The organism is Flavobacterium fragile, assembly GCF_023634865.1.
Lineage (GTDB): Bacteria > Bacteroidota > Bacteroidia > Flavobacteriales > Flavobacteriaceae > Flavobacterium > Flavobacterium fragile.
In genome coordinates this window covers 59,413-75,186 of the sequence record NZ_JAMLJN010000004.1, presented here as the reverse complement: position 1 = coordinate 75,186, position 15,774 = coordinate 59,413, and the positions used below count along the sequence as shown (strand labels likewise).

The following is a 15,774-nucleotide window of genomic DNA, read 5'->3' as shown; positions in this document are numbered from 1 at the left end:
TATCATTGTAATGTTTAAATATTACGCACTTCTTTTTCTGGTACTTGTAATTTCCTCGAAAGGAAATGCACAGACTATCGACAGAAAAGGCGATAGTATATCGGTTTATCAAGGAATTAATGATTTTTCAAAAAAAAATAAATTTTCTCGTTTTGTTTACAAATTAATTTTCAGGGAATCTGCACTTAAAGTTGATGAATTAATACCCTTTAAGCCTAAGAAAGAACTTAAAGTGGTAAAAAAACATCAGGAAGGAAAAATAATTCGGAATATAACCATAGAAACTCTTGATCCTTTTGGATTTTCGGTTTCAGATGAGAAAAAGATTCCTAAGAAAAAATATGAGAAAATCGGAAATTCAGCACACATAAAAACAAAAGAAATTACGATTCGCAATATCATGCTATTGAAAAAACATGATAGTTTGGATGCAAAGTTATTGTATGAATCTGAACGTTTAATTAGAAGTCAGCGCTACATTAGAGAAGTAGCAATTGTTCCTGTAGAAATATCTAATAATAAAGATTCTATAGATTTAAAAGTAAGGGTTTTAGACTCTTGGTCTTTAATTCCTACTGGAAGTCTGTCATCTACAGATGGAAGTATAAAATTAACGGAACGAAATATCTTAGGATACGGACATTTGATAAGTGGAAATTTTAAAAGACGATTTGACACCAAGGAAAAAGCCGTTTATGGTCAGTATACAATAAATAATATAAAAAATACTTTCACGAGATTGGATTTGAATTATGCGAAAGAGTTTGATAATGATAGCAGAAGAAGTATCAATATTAATCGACCTTTTTATTCTGTTATTACTCAAAATGCTGGTGGATTTTATTTTGAAAATCAATTATTGACAGAAATTTTTCCAGTAAATGATACAATTCAATCATCTAGTTTTTCCTTTGATTTTCAAGAATATTGGTATGGAAGAGCTATCAAAATTAATTCAAAATCTAATTCTGAGCGGTATTACAGGAATTTAATTGTTGCTCTGACTTATAATGAAAAGCGATTTGGTCGATCACCAGATGTTATTTTAGATCCATCAAATTATTTTTCTAACGAAAAGAATTGGATCGGAATGTTAGGTATTTCGAGACAAAAATTCTATCAAGATAAATTTATTTTCAATTATGATATCGTTGAAGACATTCCTTACGGAGAAAATATTGCTTTGATAATTGGACATCAAGATAAAAATAATAACTCTAGACTGTATACTGGTTTGACCCTTTCTTACGGGAAAAAATTCACTTTTGGATATGCAAGTGGTTTTGCAGAGTGGGGAAGTTTTTATGATTCTAAATTTACTGAGCAAACAACTTTTAAGTTAGGCTTTAATTATTTCAGTCCCTTATTTTCTTTAGGTTCCTGGCGATTTAGACAATTTTTTAAACCTACTTATGTTTGGGGGAACAATCGCGATGTTTCTTTCAAAGACAGATTAACACTTTTAGAAGAAGAAGGTTTGTCTGGTTTTAATAACCGATTGAATGGTACACAAAAGTGGACCTTATCTTTTCAAACACAATCCTACATTCCAGGAAATTGGTACGGATTTCGATTTAGTCCGTATTTCAATATTACTTTAGGTTCTTTAGCTGATGAAAAGGCTTTGTTTTCAAGCAAGGTTTATCCCAAATTTAGCATTGGAGCTTTAATTAACAATGACTTCTTGGTTTTTAACAGCTTTCAGATTTCATTTTCGTATTATCCAACAATTCCATTTGAAGGCGATAATATTATGAAATTTAATTCTTTTGAAAATACCAGTTTAACACTCTATGATTTCCAATTATCTAAACCTGCTTATGTAAAGTATGAGTAATCAAGAAAAAATAGCGATTTTAGATTGTCATTGAAAACAATTTTGTCTCTGGTGCTTTTCTGATTAAACGTAAATCGAATGCCATACAAATATTTCTAACGAAAGGTTTTCCTTTTTCGGTTACGGTAATCGTTTTATCTTTAATAGTCAATAAGCCATCGTCTTGCATTTCTTCTAAACTAGCTAATACTGAAGGTAATTCAGGAAAATCCAATGCTTCGTCTTTCCAAGAAGTAGTGAATTGGCACATCAAATTTAAGATGTGTTTTCTAATTATTAAGTCTTCAGAATTTAAGACATGACCTCTGAAAATTGGCAATTGGTCTTCTTCTAAATGGGTGTAGTAATCTTCAATAGTTTTTTCGTTTTGAGCAAAACTGTACCAACTATCACTAATTGAAGAAACGCCTAAACCTATCATCAATTTCGTTTTTGAAGCCGTGTAACCCATGAAATTGCGATGCAAAGTTCCGTTTTTAAAAGAATTGTACATGCTATCATTTTCTAAAGCAAAGTGGTCCATTCCGATTTCATGATACCCATTTTGGGCTAATTGTTTTTTACCTTCTTCATATAGCATTCGTTTTTCATCGTCTTTAGGTAAATCTTCATCTTTAAAACCACGTTGTCCATTTCCTTTAATCCAAGGCACATGAGCATAGCTATAGAAGGCTAATCGGTCTGGTTGTAATGATTTTGTTTTATCAATCGTGTCTTTTACGTCTGCTAAAGTTTGGAATGGAAGCCCAAAAATTAAATCGTGACCAATGGAAGTATATCCAATTTCTTTTGCCCAAAAGGTAACTTTTGCAACATTGTGAAAAGGTTGGACTCTATGAATAGCTTCTTGAACTTTAGGCGAATAATCTTGCACCCCAAAACTTACTCTTCTAAAGCCCAAATCATATAATTTTTGTAAATGGTGTTTTGTAGTATTGTTTGGATGTCCTTCAAAACTGAATTCATGTTCCTCAGCTTTCGTTGCGTATTGAAATATTCCATTGATCAAACGTTCCAAGTTTTCCGTAGAGAAAAAAGTAGGAGTTCCACCACCTAAGTGAATTTCTTTAATTATAGGTTTTCTTGGAAATAAATCGCAATATAATTTCCATTCTTTGATTACGGCTGTGATGTAAGGGTCTTCTACTTCATGTCGTTTTGTAATTCTTTTGTTACAACCACAAAAAGTACACAAGCTCTCACAAAATGGCAGGTGAATATACAAGCTAATTCCTTCTTTAGCATTCGATTCTTTGAAGGATTGTAATAAGGTTTGTTTCCAATCTTCTAAGTGGAATTTGTCTTCTTCCCAATAAGGAACAGTGGGATAACTAGTGTATCTTGGGCCTGGAACGTTATACTTTTGAACTAAAGAAACCGACATGATGATATAATTTTTGCACTCTACAAACTTAAGAGGCTTCACCATTATAAAAAATGATAATTATCATATCAGAATTATGTAACAAATATTACAGTAAACGTTACAGTTGTATTTTATCTTTGCGTAGTAAATTAAATGTTATGAATGCAAAATTTAATGATATTATCAACGGAAATGTTTTGGTATTAGTTGATTTTTATGCAGATTGGTGTGGACCATGTAAAATGATGTCTCCAATTTTACAAGAAGTAAAAGCGGATTTGAAAGATTCTGTTAAAATAATTAAAGTAAATGTAGACCAGCATCAAGATTTAGCGAGTCATTTTATGGTTCGTGGTGTTCCTACTTTGATGCTTTTTAAAACGGGTAAGATGCTGTGGAGACAATCTGGTGTTTTAAGTGCAAGAGATTTAACCTCAATTGTGAACCAACATTTGAATTAGTTTTCGTAAGTTTATAAATCTAAAAAGTAAAAATAATGAAATTAAAAGTATTAAGTTTAGTCGTACTTATGTTTGGAATGACATCGTGTATGAAAACACAAACTGAAGGAGTTCAAGTTTTAGAAGTTTCCAAATACGAAACGAAATTGAAACAACCAAATGTACAATTGTTAGATGTTCGTACACCTGAAGAATTTTCAGAAGGTCATTTAGAAAATGCGATTAACATTGACGTTACGGCAGAAGATTTTGATGCTAAAGTAGCTGGTTTGGATAAAGAAAAACCCGTTATGGTGTATTGCAAATCGGGTGGAAGAAGTGCAAAAGCTTCTGCGAGATTAAAAGAATTAGGTTTCAAAACTATTTCCGACTTAGAAGGTGGAATTACCAATTGGAAAAGTGAAAATAAGCCAGTTGTTAAATAATTGTATTTTATCAGTTCAAAACGATTCACAAATGCGATAAAAAAATCCCAAATTCAATTAAGAGTTTGGGATTAATATTTTAAATCGGAAGATTAAATATCGTCAAAATCAATATTGGTAAAACTTTCTGCAGATTTTACTTCATCAGAAGATTCAGTAAAACTTTCTCTTTTAAAATCTTTCTGGTGTCTTTCCGAAATTACTTCTTCTCCTTTTTGATCCAATACAAAATCCGTCATTTCGTCAAGAATTTCTTTAAAAGCAGCAAAGTCTTCTTTGTATAAGTAAATTTTGTGTTTTTTAAAATGAAAAGAACCATCTTCTTCTGTAAATTTTTTACTTTCTGTAATAGTAATGTAGTAATCGTCTGCTTTTGTTGCTCTTACATCAAAGAAATACGTTCTTCTTCCTGCACGCAATACTTTAGAAAAAATATCTTCTTTTTCTAACATTTCATTTTCTCTCATAATCCTACTTTCAATTAATTAGTGTTATAGCGTCTCAAAAATCTAAAAAAAAAATGGATTAAGCAAAAGTTTATTGAATTTCTTTTTCTGAAAGTTGTTTTAAATAGAGTTCTTTGTAGTAACCATCAAGTTCTAATAATTGAGAATGAGTACCTTGCTCTAAAATCTTACCTTCGTCTAAAATGATGATCCAATCTGCATTTTTAGCAGAAGAAACACGATGACTTACAATTATCGTAGTTTTATCTTTACAATATTCTAGTAAATTATTTAAAATAGTTTCTTCGGTTTCTGTATCTACAGCGCTTAAACAATCGTCTAAAAGAAGTATTGGAGCATTTTTTATCAATGCGCGTGCTATGGAAACTCGTTGTTTTTGTCCACCAGATAAAGTAATACCTCGTTCTCCTAAAACGGTTTCATATTGTTGATTAAAATTCATGATATTATCATGAACAACTGCTTTTTTTGCAGCTTCCATAACTTCTTCATCAGTAGCATTTTCATTACCAAATTTGATATTATTTTTAATACTATCTGAAAATAAGAAAGCATCTTGCGGTACCACACTAATCTGATTACGTAAATCAAACAAATTTAAGTCTTTGATGTTTTTATTGTCTATGAAAACAGTTCCGGAAGTAGTATCGTACAAACGACTAATTAAAGTTAAAAGTGTAGATTTTCCCGAACCTGTTTTCCCCAAAATGGCTAAAGTTTTTCCTTTTTTAACTTCAAATGTAATTTGGTTAAGAGCTTTAATTTTTGTGTCCTCGTACTCAAACGAAACATTGTCAAATTTGATTGAACCTTCAATTTTTGTAGGTCCACTAACTGTATTTTTAATCTCAGGTTCCTCTTTCAGAAATTCATTAATACGTTTTTGGGAAGCTTCTGCTTCTTGAACCAATGAAGAAACCCAACCTAAAGACGCAACAGGCCAAGTCAACATGTTGATATATAAAATGAATTGGGCAATAACTCCAATACTTTCAATCTCTGGATCATTATTAATGTACATTGAACCACCCACATAAACCACAACCAAGTTACTTAATCCAATAAGCAAAATCATTAAAGGACCAAATAGCGAGTTTACTCGTGCTAAATCCAAAGCTTTTGTTTTACTTTCATCACTTAATTTTGTAAAATCTTCTTGTTTTTTACCTTCAATGGCATATGCTTTTATGACACGAATTCCAGAAAAAATTTCTTGTGTAAATGAGGAAAGAGTAGATAAATTTTGTTGAAAATCACCACTTTTTTTATGTATCATTGAACTGATTTTGAATATGCTATACGATAAAAGTGGTAGAGGAAGTAACGAGTAAATAGTAAGTTTAGGTGAAATATTGTACATGTAAATTACCACAATTGTGAATCGCATTATCGTGTTGAGCGTGTACATAACAGCTGGACCAACATACATTCTTACTTTACCTACATCTTCACTAATTCGGTTCATTAAATCACCTGTACGATTTCGTTTGTAAAAACTTTGACTAAGTGCTTGATAATGATTAAAAATTTCATTTTTCAAATCAAATTCTACATGGCGAGACATAACAATTAAGGTTTGTCTCATCAAAAAAGTAAAGAAACCTGCTATTATGGTTGTACCTAATATTAATAAAATATTGTGAAATAACGACTTTTGAAAACTCAAAACATCTCCATTAGAGTTTTTTACGTAATCTTCAATAACCTTTATTGAGTTTCCAATCAATTCAGGAGTAAATAAAGAGAAGATTTGCGCTACAACTGTTATGACGATTCCAAGCAAGAATCGATATTTATATTTTACAAAGTATTTGTTTAAATATTGTAATTCTTTCATAATTCTTTTTAGTTTGACACCATTAATTTATCAATTTCATTAAAAAGTTAGTGAATTGATAATTAATGATTATCTGTTTTTTTAGCATTTCATTGCTAAATTATTAAAATAAATATAATTTTTTGAATCAATTTAAAATAATTCGTAATATTGTAATTAAATATTGAATAATTTTCAAATCAACTCAATTTACATGACAGCAGAATTATTAAAAGCAAATGAGCTTCATAAAGTAGACCCAGTTTTCGGTCAGGTTTCTTTTGATGGTCATGAACAAGTTGTATTTTGTCACGACAAAGATACAGGTTTAAAAGCAATTATTGGAATTCATAACACAGTTTTAGGTCCTGCATTAGGTGGTACTAGAATGTGGAATTATACAAACGAATGGGAAGCGTTGAACGACGTTTTACGTTTATCTCGTGGAATGACTTTCAAAAACTCAATTTCCGGATTAAATTTAGGTGGAGGAAAAGCAGTAATTATTGGCGATGCTAAAACTCAGAAAACTCCTGAATTAATGCGTCGTTTTGGACAATTTGTAGATTCATTATCAGGAAAATATATTACGGCTGAAGACGTAGGAATGGAAACTAAAGATATGGATACAGTAAACGAAGTTACGAAACACGTAGCTGGTATTTCTGTTGAAAGAGGTGGTTCTGGAAATCCTTCTCCTGTTACAGCTTACGGAGTTTTTATGGGAATGAAAGCGGCTGCTAAATACAAATTTGGTTCTGATAATTTAGAAGGAAAAAGTGTTTTAGTTCAAGGTATTGGTCATGTTGGAGAATCACTAGTGAAACACTTAACAGAAAGTGGTGCATTAGTAACTATTACAGATATTAATGAAGAAAGAGTGAATCAGGTAGGAGCGAAGTATGGAGCTAAAATTTTCACTGGTGCTGATTTATACAGCGCTGATGTTGATATTTACGCACCATGTGCATTAGGAGCTACTATTAATGATGAAACTATCAATAAAATTAAGGCTTCTGTAATTGCAGGTGCAGCTAATAACCAATTAGCGAACGAAGCGGTTCATGGAAAAATCCTAAAAGATAAAGGTGTTTTATATGCTCCTGATTTTTTAATCAATGCAGGTGGCGTAATCAATGTGTATTCTGAATTAGTAAAATGGACGAATGCTCAGGTGATGGAAAAAACAGAAAACATCTATAATACTGCGTTGGAAATATTCAAATATGCAGACGATAACAATATTACAACGCATCAAGCAGCCTTTTCTATGGCTCAAAAACGAATTGATGATGCAAAAAACGAACAAAACAAGTAATTCGTTTTAAATAAAATTGTATTTTTGCAGAGCGAAAGAGGAAACTTTTTCGCTCTCTTAATTTTATAAAGTTCTTAATTAGTATGTTAAACAGAAGACATATCCGAGTAAAAGTAATGCAAAGTATTTATGCGATGCACCAACACCAATCTGATAATTTGGATAAAGAAGAAAAATTCCTTTTTCAAAGTATAGAAAATACCCAAAACTTATATCTTTTATTGCTTTCAGCTCTCATAGAAATCAAAAAGAAAGAAGAAAATTATTTGGAATTAGCTTCAAAGAAATATTTAGCAACTAAAGAAGAACGCAATCCTAACTTAAAATTTGTTAACAATAAAGTATTGGTCTTGTTGGCAGAATCTGATGCGTTAGACACAGCTTTAGATGAAAACAACATCAATAATTGGAAATTAAATGATGATATAATTTTGTCTTTGATTGATACTATTAAAGAAAGCAAATTGTATCATCAATACATGGAAAAATCAAGTTCAAGTTTTGAAGAAGATAAAAACTTTATTGTTGATTTATATACAGAAGTAATTGCTCCAAGTGAACGTTTATATGATTATTTAGAAGATCATAAATTAACCTGGTTAGATGATTTACCTTCAATAAATACTTTAATTGTGAAGCAAATCAAGCAACTTAAAAATGCAAATGATACATTGATAATTCCGAGAGTTTATAAGGACGAAGATGATAAAGAATTCGTCAAAAATTTATTCAGAAAAACCGTTTTAAATGAATTGGAATTATCAAAAGAATATATCGATAAAACCCCAAATTGGGATGTAGAACGAATAGCTGAAATTGATACTATAATTCTAAAAATGGCGATTTGTGAGTTATTGAAATTTCCATCTATTCCAACAAAAGTAACAATTAACGAATATTTAGAGATTGCAAAAGAGTATTCTACACCAAAAAGTAGTATTTTTATAAACGGAATTCTAGACAATTTAGTTAAAGAATTTACACAAAACGGAAAATTAAAAAAGTCAGGTAGAGGTTTATTATAAAATTATATATTATGATAAGAAAATCACTTAGTTTATTAGCTATTTCATTTGTTTTTGTAGTAGCTTCTTGTAAAAAAGAGAGCGCAGCAGATAAGATTACAGATTCGGATATGAAAGCTCTTCAAGAGCAAAATGCCATCGCCGGAAAATTAGCAAAGGTTGAATTAGATAAAGAAGTTCATGATTTTGGAACTATTAATGAGGGTGATATTGTTGAAACTGAATTTATTGTTAAGAATGTTGGAGATTCAGATTTATTAATTCATGACGCAAAAGGTAGTTGTGGATGTACTGTTCCGCTTCCACCTAAAGAACCAATTAAGCCGGGTGATTCAGCACCTATTAAAGTTTCCTTTGATTCAAAAGGCAAGCCAGGACTTCAAGAAAAGTCTGTTACTATTGTAACCAATACAGCTAATGGACACGAAATGTTCAAAATTAAAGCTAATGTAACCCCATCAAAAAAATAAATTATTATTTAAATACATAAATTATGACTCCAGAATTAGGAATTCAACTAGTATTAATGATTGCAGTTTTTTATTTCTTACTAATAAGACCGCAACAACAAAGAGTAAAAAAAGAAAAAGCCTTTGAAGGCGGATTAAAAGTAGGAGATAGAATTATCACTAAAGCAGGTATTCACGGTAAAATTGCTGAAATGAATGATGACACTATCGTAGTTGAAACTATGGCAGGTAAAATTAAAATGGAAAAATCTGCTATTTCAATGGAATTAAGTGCTAAATTAGCATCTAAATAGATTTTTCAATAAATATTAAAGCCGAATTTCAATTCAGAAATTCGGCTTTTTTTATCTGTATTTATCGTTTAAACCTTTTTCTTCTAATATCATTAGAATAATTTTTTCTAAACGAACCAATTGTGTTTTTTCTTGTTTTGCAGAAGTTATGTGTTCAATAAATTCTCTTTGTTTATAAGGAGAAAATGCATTGAATTTGTTTTTAAGTTCCGAATTTTTATCCAATTCGTTTTGTAAAATTTCTGGAATTATGGTTTCCTTTTTTTCTTTTGGAATAGCCACTCCTTTTTCTTCAATTTCAATAGCTTCTTTAATATAGGCTAAAATTAATTTTTCATCAATTTCATTTGCTGAATTAAATCGCATTTGACGTAATGATTTTGTATTTTCTTCATTCGCATTTATGAGCAATTTCTTTTCATCTTTCAGAAAAACACCGTTGTAAAACCAAATTCCAAAATAGGATTTAAAACCACCAATTCCCAATACATTCTTGTTTTTATAAGTATAAACAGGGCCGCCCCATTTAGTAGTTTCAATTAAAGGTGTTTTTCGAATGATAGCATGTAATTGCTCTATTTCGTATTCCCATTGATTGGTTTTATTCCATTTGTTTTCTTTTTCCAAAATATTGGTTTTTGTGTTTATCAAATATAAAAAATCTTCATAAAAAAAGAGGAACAATGTCCTCTTTAATTTTATTTTAGAATTTTACTTTTACTGTAATTGGTTTACCGTTTCGCATTACAGTTACATCTTTTTCATCGCCTACATTTAACTTGGCTAAACAATCCATATAAGTATATACTTCTTTAATTTCGCAATCTCCAATTTTTACCAAAATATCACCTGCCAAAATTCCTGCTGCATGAGCTGGACGATTATCAGTAACACCATCAATATGTAAACCATCACCATGGTCTGTATAATCTGGCATGATTCCTAAAGTTACTTTGTATTTTGGAACCACTTTTTCTGAATTCATAGCTGTTTTAGTGAACTCAATTTTGTCTAATTTTTCAATTTCTGAGCATACTCGGAATACATAATCCGTAATATTTCTTACTCCGTAATAATTGATTTTATCTTCGTCATCACTTGGTTTGTGATAATCCATATGAGTTCCTGTAAAGAAAAACAACACTGGAATATCTTTCAAATAAAATGAAGTATGATCAGAAGGACCGTGTCCTGAATTATCTAAAGTGACGTTGAAACCTGCTGGTTTATTTTTAGTTACAATTTTTGAAAATTCTGGAGAAGTTCCTACACCTCCAACTGTTAAACTTTTGTCTTTATCTAAACGACCTATCATATCCATGTTGATCATTGTCACTACATTTGGATACAAAGATTTAAGAGTTTCCGTCATGTGTTTAGAACCAATTAATCCATCTTCTTCACCTGAGAATAAGGCAAAAATATAATTCGCATTTTCTTTCGTTTTATTTTTCGATAACATATGAGCTAATTCTAAAACTCCTGCTACACCTGAAGAATTATCATCTGCTCCGTTATGAATTTCACCATGAGAATTTGGTTTTGTAGATTGATTATGTTCGTTTAAACCTAAATGATCATAATGTGCACCAATCACAATAGTTTTAGAAGCTTGGTTGTCTAAAAAGGCAATAACATTAGTGCCATGATTAGTTTTATCACCCGAACCATCCTTAGCATGTGGATTTAATTTTACTTTGTAATTGAATTTTTGAAAGTAACTATTATTAGCATAAGGTTTTAATCCCAATGCTTTAAATTCTTTTGCAATGTAGTCTGCTGCTTTTTTCTCTCCTACAGAACCTGTTAAACGTCCTTGTAATTCGTCTGAAGCTAAATAAGTTATGTGTTTTTTTAGTGATTTTGGTTGTGCAATTTCGGCAGCATCACCTTCAACCCAATCCGCGATGAAAACATTGGTTTCTCTTGGCTTGCTTTGCATTCTGTTACTTGAGAAAACCAATTTTTTTCCATCTGGAGAAAACATTGGAAACGCATTAAATTCGCTTTCCCATGTAATTTGTTGTAAGTTCTCACCATTGGTATCAATCATGTATAATTGGAAATCGTAACCTCGAGTCGAATGATGATTCGAAGAGAAAATGATTTTTTTATCAGAAGGGTGGAAGTAAGGTGCCCAATTGGCTTTTCCAAGATTTGTAATTTGTTTTAAATCAGAACCATCGATGTTGCAAGTGTAGATTTCCATTTCCGATGGAGCTACCAAGTTTTGCGCTAATAAATCTTTGTATTCTTTTATAGCTTCAGGAGTTTTTGGACGAGACGAACGAAATACGATTTTTTTACTATCATGCGAAAAGAAACAACCACCGTCATATCCTAATCCGGACGTGATTTGTTTTAAATTGCTTCCATCGATATCCATTACATAGATTTCTAAATCACCACTTCTAATACTCGTAAAAGCAATTTTCATTCCGTCAGGAGAAACAACTGCTTCGGCATCATAACCCGGGGTATCTGTAACTTGTTTTACAATTTTTCCGTTTAAATCAGCAATGTAAATGTCAAATTCTGGATAAATGGCCCATAAATATTTTCCATCAATCGGTTTTGGTGGAGCTGGACAAGCATGATCAGCAGCGTGAGTGGAAGCATAGATTATATGTTTACCATCAGGCATATAAAACGAACAAGTGGTTCTTCCTTTTCCGGTTGAAACTAATTGTAAACTTTTTTCATTGAATTCTTCTGCTTGTAAATCTAACATGAAGATTTGGTCACAAGAAACACCAAAGGCTTTATTGGTAACTTGAAGCGTTAATTTATCGCCTTTCGGACTAAAATAGGCCTCTGCATTGTCACCACCGAAAGTCAATTGTTTGATATTTTTAAGATGTTTCTCTTGTGCTAAAGAAAATAACGAAAATGAAGAAATAATTATAGTAACTATTCCTTTCTTAAGATTTATTTTTGGAATCATAGTTTTTTATCAAATTTTGTTAAAACAATTACGAATATACAAAAAAAGACAAGCTTAAAAACGCTTGTCTTTATAATAGTTTTCTATGTAGGAATAGATTTAATTTTTTCTTGTAGCTGTAATTTCAGCAATTTTTACAATTACTTCAGTGGCTTTTACCATACTTTCAACCGGAACATATTCGTATTTTCCATGGAAGTTATGACCGCCGGCGAATATATTTGGACAAGGTAGACCTTTATAAGATAATTGACAACCATCCGTTCCACCACGTATGGGTTTAATGATTGGTTTTATACCTAATTCTTTCATGGCTTTTTCGGCAATTTCCACAATATGGAAAACAGGTTCTACCTTTTCTTTCATGTTATAGTATTGGTCTTTAACCTCAGCAATTACAATTTCATCACCAAATTGGTCTTTCCATTTTTTGTTGAATTTATTCGCCAATTTGTGTATGAATTCTTTTCTTTTCATAAATTTTTTAGCGGAATGATCTCTGATGATTAATTCCACCACAGTTTCTTCAATACTTCCGTTAATTCCCACTACGTGAAAGAAGCCTTCGTACCCTTTTGTTTTTTCTGGAATTTCTTTCTTAGGTAATTTTGAAATGAATTTTGAAGCTAAAAGCATCGAGTTGATCATTTTTCCTTTAGCATATCCTGGGTGAACACTTTTTCCTTTGAACGTAATTTTAGCTCCAGCCGCATTGAAATTTTCGTATTCTAATTCTCCAATTTGACTTCCATCCATCGTATAAGCCCAATCGCATCCGAATTTTTCTACATCAAACTTATGGGCGCCACGACCAATTTCTTCATCAGGCGTAAAACCTACACGAATTTTCCCATGCTTAATTTCAGGATGTTGAATTAAGTATTCCATTGCCGACATGATTTCAGTAATTCCAGCTTTGTCATCAGCACCAAGTAAGGTAGTTCCATCTGTAGTAATTAAAGTTTGACCTTTATATAAAAGTAAATCTTTAAAATAACTAGGAGACAGTACAATGTTCTGTTCTTTATTTAAAATAATATCACTACCATCATAATTTTCAATGATTTGAGGTTTAACATTAGCACCTGTGAAATCAGGAGTAGTATCATAATGTGATACAAAGCCAATAGTTGGAACTTCGTGTTCCATATTACTTTCTAAAGTAGCCATTACGTAACCATTTTCATCGATAGTTACATCGGTCATTCCCATCGTTTTTAGTTCTTCAACAAGAAGATTAGCTAAATCGAATTGTTTTTTTGTGCTTGGAGTAGTATCTGAATTTGGATCAGATTCGGTGTCTATAACAACGTAGCTAATGAAGCGGTCTATAATGTGTTGCATGATTTTTAAATTTTACACAAATATAAGAAATGGAGAAGTTCTATTGATGTGCTTTGTTTGAAAACTTTTGGGAATTATATAAAATAAAAAATCCTACTAAAAGTAGGATTTAAATTTGGTGGGCGATGAGGGGTTCGAACTTTCCTCATAATACGCTCATATATAATAAATTATATAAGTCTAAAAATCAAAGGTCTCGATTTTGCTCCTTCATATAGAAACAAACATCACTAAATCTTAATACTGTAAATTTAATAATTTTTATAATCTTCTGCAAATTAATTCATTACTAAATGATACTAAAAAATGAACTGGTTATTTAAGTGTTTATAGGTGCTTTTCTTGATTAAAATTTGTTTTAGCATTTCTTCTATTTTAACCAAAAATCAAGTGAGTTACTTGTTCATATTTTATGCCACTATATGTACAGAACTCTTCAATCGTTAGAAACTCATTTTCGAGCTTGTTGAGGTCTTTTTTTATCTTTTGCATTAATCTAGTACTTTGACGATAACTCTTGCCTGTTATTCGTTGTATGTCCTTTGGATAGATGCATACCCTCTGATTATTCAATTTCATACTTTATCTATACCTTTGATTAGGCTTTGACTTACTTCTGACGTGCAGAAATTCTTTTGCAATTTAATTATAATTTTTCATACTAATTAATTCGTTTTTTTTGTTCATTTAAGACACTTATGTCAATTTTGGACATATGGTACACATGTTGCTTTTTCTTTAGTGAAATGCTTTGTAAACTTTGCTTTAATCATTCAAAATGTGGTTGCAACTGATTGAAAGAATGAAGGAGATTTTAGATGAATGTTTAACAAAATTTTGAAGTTATGGCTAGACAGAAAGGCATAATTAAATTGAAAGGTACTATCGGAGATATTACTTTTTACAAAACGCAAGATGGACACTTAGCAAGAGAAAAAGGTGGAATTGACGCGAGTAGAATTGCGAGTGATCCTGCGTTTCAAAGAACTCGTGAGAATGGTTCCGAGTTTGGTAGAGCTGGAAAAGCAGGAAAAATGCTTAGAACAGCTTTAAGACCATTGCTTTTAAATTCTGCTGATGGTAGAATGGTTAGTCGTTTGACACAAGCAATGGTTAAAGTTATCCAAGCAGATACAACTAGTGATAGAGGTTTGCGTAACGTTATTGATGGAGAAGCTGAATTGTTATTTGGTTTTGAATTTAATATTCGTGGTAAGCTAGGAACCACTTTGTTTGCTCCGTTTGTGGCAACTATTGACCGTGTGGCTGGTGAAATTACTGTGGATTTGGCATCATTTATTCCTGCGAATATGATTGCTGCTCCAAGTGGAACTACTCACTACAAAATCATTTCTGGTGGAGCTGAAATTGATTTTGAAGCTGAAACGTATGTGGTAGCTACTTCTGAAACGGCAATTTTGCCTTGGGATGGAACTGCTACTGCTCCAATTAACCAAGTGAATGCGGTTACAGCTAACTCAACTAAGCCATTGTTTTTGGCTTTAGGTGTTGAGTTCTACCAAGAGATTAATGGGCAAATGTATCCATTGAAAAATGGTGCTTTTAACCCATTATCGATTGCTAAAGTTGATAGTGGTGTGTAATGGTTATTTGGTTAACTAGAACTTATTTCCCTGAAGGAACGAATGGTAAACTCGAATGCGAAGGCAAATTGATTTGCAATACAATCGAATTGCCGTGGAAGATGAACGAAACGAAGGTTTCCTGTGTTCCAGAAGGGAAATATTTTATTAGAAAGCGATACAGTGCAAAATACAAATGGCATTTAGAATTAGTGGATGTGCCGAATAGAAAGTTTATTCTTTTTCATCCTGCTAATAATGCTCAAAAAGAATTGCAAGGTTGTATTGCTCCTGTTACTAAACTTTCTGGACCTGGTTTAGGTTTAATATCGAGAAAAGCTTTTACGAAGCTAAAAGACTTTGTTTACAAAGCTTTGGACAATAAAGAAAGTGTTGAATTAATTATCCAATCTTAAAAATAGATT

At 31.5% G+C, this 15,774-nt stretch carries 15 protein-coding genes; 9 read left to right on the top strand and 6 right to left on the bottom strand.

Annotated features, from left to right (window positions below; genetic code table 11):
* Positions 1 to 10 precede the first annotated feature (10 nt).
* Positions 11 to 1,837, top strand: a complete 1,827-nt coding sequence (locus NAT47_RS06135) for a BamA/TamA family outer membrane protein (protein WP_250581463.1) — start codon at positions 11 to 13, stop codon at positions 1,835 to 1,837.
* Between the two features lie 19 nt (positions 1,838 to 1,856).
* Here NAT47_RS06135 and hemN read toward each other — a convergent pair whose 3' ends face one another.
* A complete protein-coding gene (gene hemN / locus NAT47_RS06130) occupies positions 1,857 to 3,221 on the bottom strand; it encodes an oxygen-independent coproporphyrinogen III oxidase (RefSeq protein WP_250581462.1) in 1,365 nt (454 codons plus the stop codon).
* Between the two features lie 53 nt (positions 3,222 to 3,274).
* Here hemN and trxA point away from each other — a divergent pair, with 53 nt between their 5' ends.
* Both trxA and NAT47_RS06120 read left to right on the top strand, forming a co-directional pair.
* On the top strand, positions 3,275 to 3,664 hold the full coding sequence (gene trxA / locus NAT47_RS06125) for a thioredoxin (protein WP_408610595.1): 390 nt from the start codon (positions 3,275 to 3,277) through the stop codon (positions 3,662 to 3,664).
* A 35-nt stretch (positions 3,665 to 3,699) separates the two neighbouring features.
* Positions 3,700 to 4,089 (top strand): rhodanese-like domain-containing protein, encoded by a 390-nt coding sequence (locus NAT47_RS06120; protein WP_250581461.1) that lies wholly within the window; start codon positions 3,700 to 3,702, stop codon positions 4,087 to 4,089.
* Positions 4,090 to 4,181: 92 nt separating this feature from the next.
* Here NAT47_RS06120 and NAT47_RS06115 read toward each other — a convergent pair whose 3' ends face one another.
* Positions 4,182 to 4,556, bottom strand: a complete 375-nt coding sequence (locus tag NAT47_RS06115) for a PUR family DNA/RNA-binding protein (protein ID WP_250581460.1) — start codon at positions 4,554 to 4,556, stop codon at positions 4,182 to 4,184.
* 70 nt (positions 4,557 to 4,626) lie between these two features.
* On the bottom strand, positions 4,627 to 6,393 hold the full coding sequence (locus tag NAT47_RS06110) for an ABC transporter ATP-binding protein (protein WP_250581459.1): 1,767 nt from the start codon (positions 6,391 to 6,393) through the stop codon (positions 4,627 to 4,629).
* A gap of 193 nt (positions 6,394 to 6,586) precedes the next feature.
* Here NAT47_RS06110 and NAT47_RS06105 point away from each other — a divergent pair, with 193 nt between their 5' ends.
* The 4 genes from NAT47_RS06105 (at position 6,587) to yajC (ending at position 9,478) form a co-directional block, all read left to right on the top strand.
* Positions 6,587 to 7,690 (top strand): Glu/Leu/Phe/Val dehydrogenase dimerization domain-containing protein, encoded by a 1,104-nt coding sequence (locus NAT47_RS06105; RefSeq protein ID WP_250581458.1) that lies wholly within the window; start codon positions 6,587 to 6,589, stop codon positions 7,688 to 7,690.
* A gap of 83 nt (positions 7,691 to 7,773) precedes the next feature.
* Positions 7,774 to 8,715: a transcription antitermination factor NusB gene (nusB, locus tag NAT47_RS06100; protein WP_250581457.1), complete on the top strand. Its 942-nt coding sequence runs from the start codon at positions 7,774 to 7,776 to the stop codon at positions 8,713 to 8,715.
* An 11-nt stretch (positions 8,716 to 8,726) separates the two neighbouring features.
* On the top strand, positions 8,727 to 9,185 hold the full coding sequence (locus tag NAT47_RS06095) for a DUF1573 domain-containing protein (RefSeq protein ID WP_250581456.1): 459 nt from the start codon (positions 8,727 to 8,729) through the stop codon (positions 9,183 to 9,185).
* 23 nt (positions 9,186 to 9,208) lie between these two features.
* Complete coding sequence (gene yajC / locus NAT47_RS06090; protein ID WP_250581455.1) at positions 9,209 to 9,478, top strand: preprotein translocase subunit YajC; 270 nt, start codon at positions 9,209 to 9,211, stop codon at positions 9,476 to 9,478.
* Between the two features lie 51 nt (positions 9,479 to 9,529).
* Here yajC and NAT47_RS06085 read toward each other — a convergent pair whose 3' ends face one another.
* From NAT47_RS06085 to pepT, 3 genes are all read right to left on the bottom strand, one after another.
* Positions 9,530 to 10,105 carry a YdeI/OmpD-associated family protein gene (locus NAT47_RS06085; RefSeq protein ID WP_262918734.1) on the bottom strand — a complete coding sequence of 192 codons (576 nt, stop codon included), beginning with the start codon at positions 10,103 to 10,105 and terminating at the stop codon, positions 9,530 to 9,532.
* 76 nt (positions 10,106 to 10,181) lie between these two features.
* On the bottom strand, positions 10,182 to 12,422 hold the full coding sequence (locus NAT47_RS06080; RefSeq protein ID WP_250581454.1) for a M20/M25/M40 family metallo-hydrolase: 2,241 nt from the start codon (positions 12,420 to 12,422) through the stop codon (positions 10,182 to 10,184).
* 99 nt (positions 12,423 to 12,521) lie between these two features.
* Positions 12,522 to 13,766: a peptidase T gene (pepT, locus tag NAT47_RS06075; RefSeq protein WP_250581453.1), complete on the bottom strand. Its 1,245-nt coding sequence runs from the start codon at positions 13,764 to 13,766 to the stop codon at positions 12,522 to 12,524.
* 845 nt (positions 13,767 to 14,611) lie between these two features.
* Between pepT and NAT47_RS06065 the strand changes: the two genes are divergently transcribed.
* Positions 14,612 to 15,370 carry a hypothetical protein gene (locus NAT47_RS06065; protein WP_250581452.1) on the top strand — a complete coding sequence of 253 codons (759 nt, stop codon included), beginning with the start codon at positions 14,612 to 14,614 and terminating at the stop codon, positions 15,368 to 15,370.
* The gene (locus tag NAT47_RS06060) at positions 15,370 to 15,765 is read left to right on the top strand and encodes a DUF5675 family protein (protein ID WP_250581451.1); all 396 of its coding nucleotides are present in this window, start codon (positions 15,370 to 15,372) and stop codon (positions 15,763 to 15,765) included. Before NAT47_RS06065 ends, NAT47_RS06060 begins: the two co-directional genes overlap by 1 nt.
* Positions 15,766 to 15,774: the final 9 nt, after the last annotated feature.

What these genes read in the sequence shown, in the direction of transcription:
- NAT47_RS06135 (WP_250581463.1), top strand. Translation starts at nt 11, where the DNA reads ATGTTTAAATATTACGCACTTCTTTTTCTGGTACTTGTAATTTCCTCG.
- hemN (WP_250581462.1), bottom strand. Translation starts at nt 3,221, where the DNA reads ATGTCGGTTTCTTTAGTTCAAAAGTATAACGTTCCAGGCCCAAGATAC.
- trxA (WP_408610595.1), top strand. Translation starts at nt 3,275, where the DNA reads ATGATAATTATCATATCAGAATTATGTAACAAATATTACAGTAAACGT.
- NAT47_RS06120 (WP_250581461.1), top strand. Translation starts at nt 3,700, where the DNA reads ATGAAATTAAAAGTATTAAGTTTAGTCGTACTTATGTTTGGAATGACA.
- NAT47_RS06115 (WP_250581460.1), bottom strand. Translation starts at nt 4,556, where the DNA reads ATGAGAGAAAATGAAATGTTAGAAAAAGAAGATATTTTTTCTAAAGTA.
- NAT47_RS06110 (WP_250581459.1), bottom strand. Translation starts at nt 6,393, where the DNA reads ATGAAAGAATTACAATATTTAAACAAATACTTTGTAAAATATAAATAT.
- NAT47_RS06105 (WP_250581458.1), top strand. Translation starts at nt 6,587, where the DNA reads ATGACAGCAGAATTATTAAAAGCAAATGAGCTTCATAAAGTAGACCCA.
- nusB (WP_250581457.1), top strand. Translation starts at nt 7,774, where the DNA reads ATGTTAAACAGAAGACATATCCGAGTAAAAGTAATGCAAAGTATTTAT.
- NAT47_RS06095 (WP_250581456.1), top strand. Translation starts at nt 8,727, where the DNA reads ATGATAAGAAAATCACTTAGTTTATTAGCTATTTCATTTGTTTTTGTA.
- yajC (WP_250581455.1), top strand. Translation starts at nt 9,209, where the DNA reads ATGACTCCAGAATTAGGAATTCAACTAGTATTAATGATTGCAGTTTTT.
- NAT47_RS06080 (WP_250581454.1), bottom strand. Translation starts at nt 12,422, where the DNA reads ATGATTCCAAAAATAAATCTTAAGAAAGGAATAGTTACTATAATTATT.
- pepT (WP_250581453.1), bottom strand. Translation starts at nt 13,766, where the DNA reads ATGCAACACATTATAGACCGCTTCATTAGCTACGTTGTTATAGACACC.
- NAT47_RS06065 (WP_250581452.1), top strand. Translation starts at nt 14,612, where the DNA reads ATGGCTAGACAGAAAGGCATAATTAAATTGAAAGGTACTATCGGAGAT.
- NAT47_RS06060 (WP_250581451.1), top strand. Translation starts at nt 15,370, where the DNA reads ATGGTTATTTGGTTAACTAGAACTTATTTCCCTGAAGGAACGAATGGT.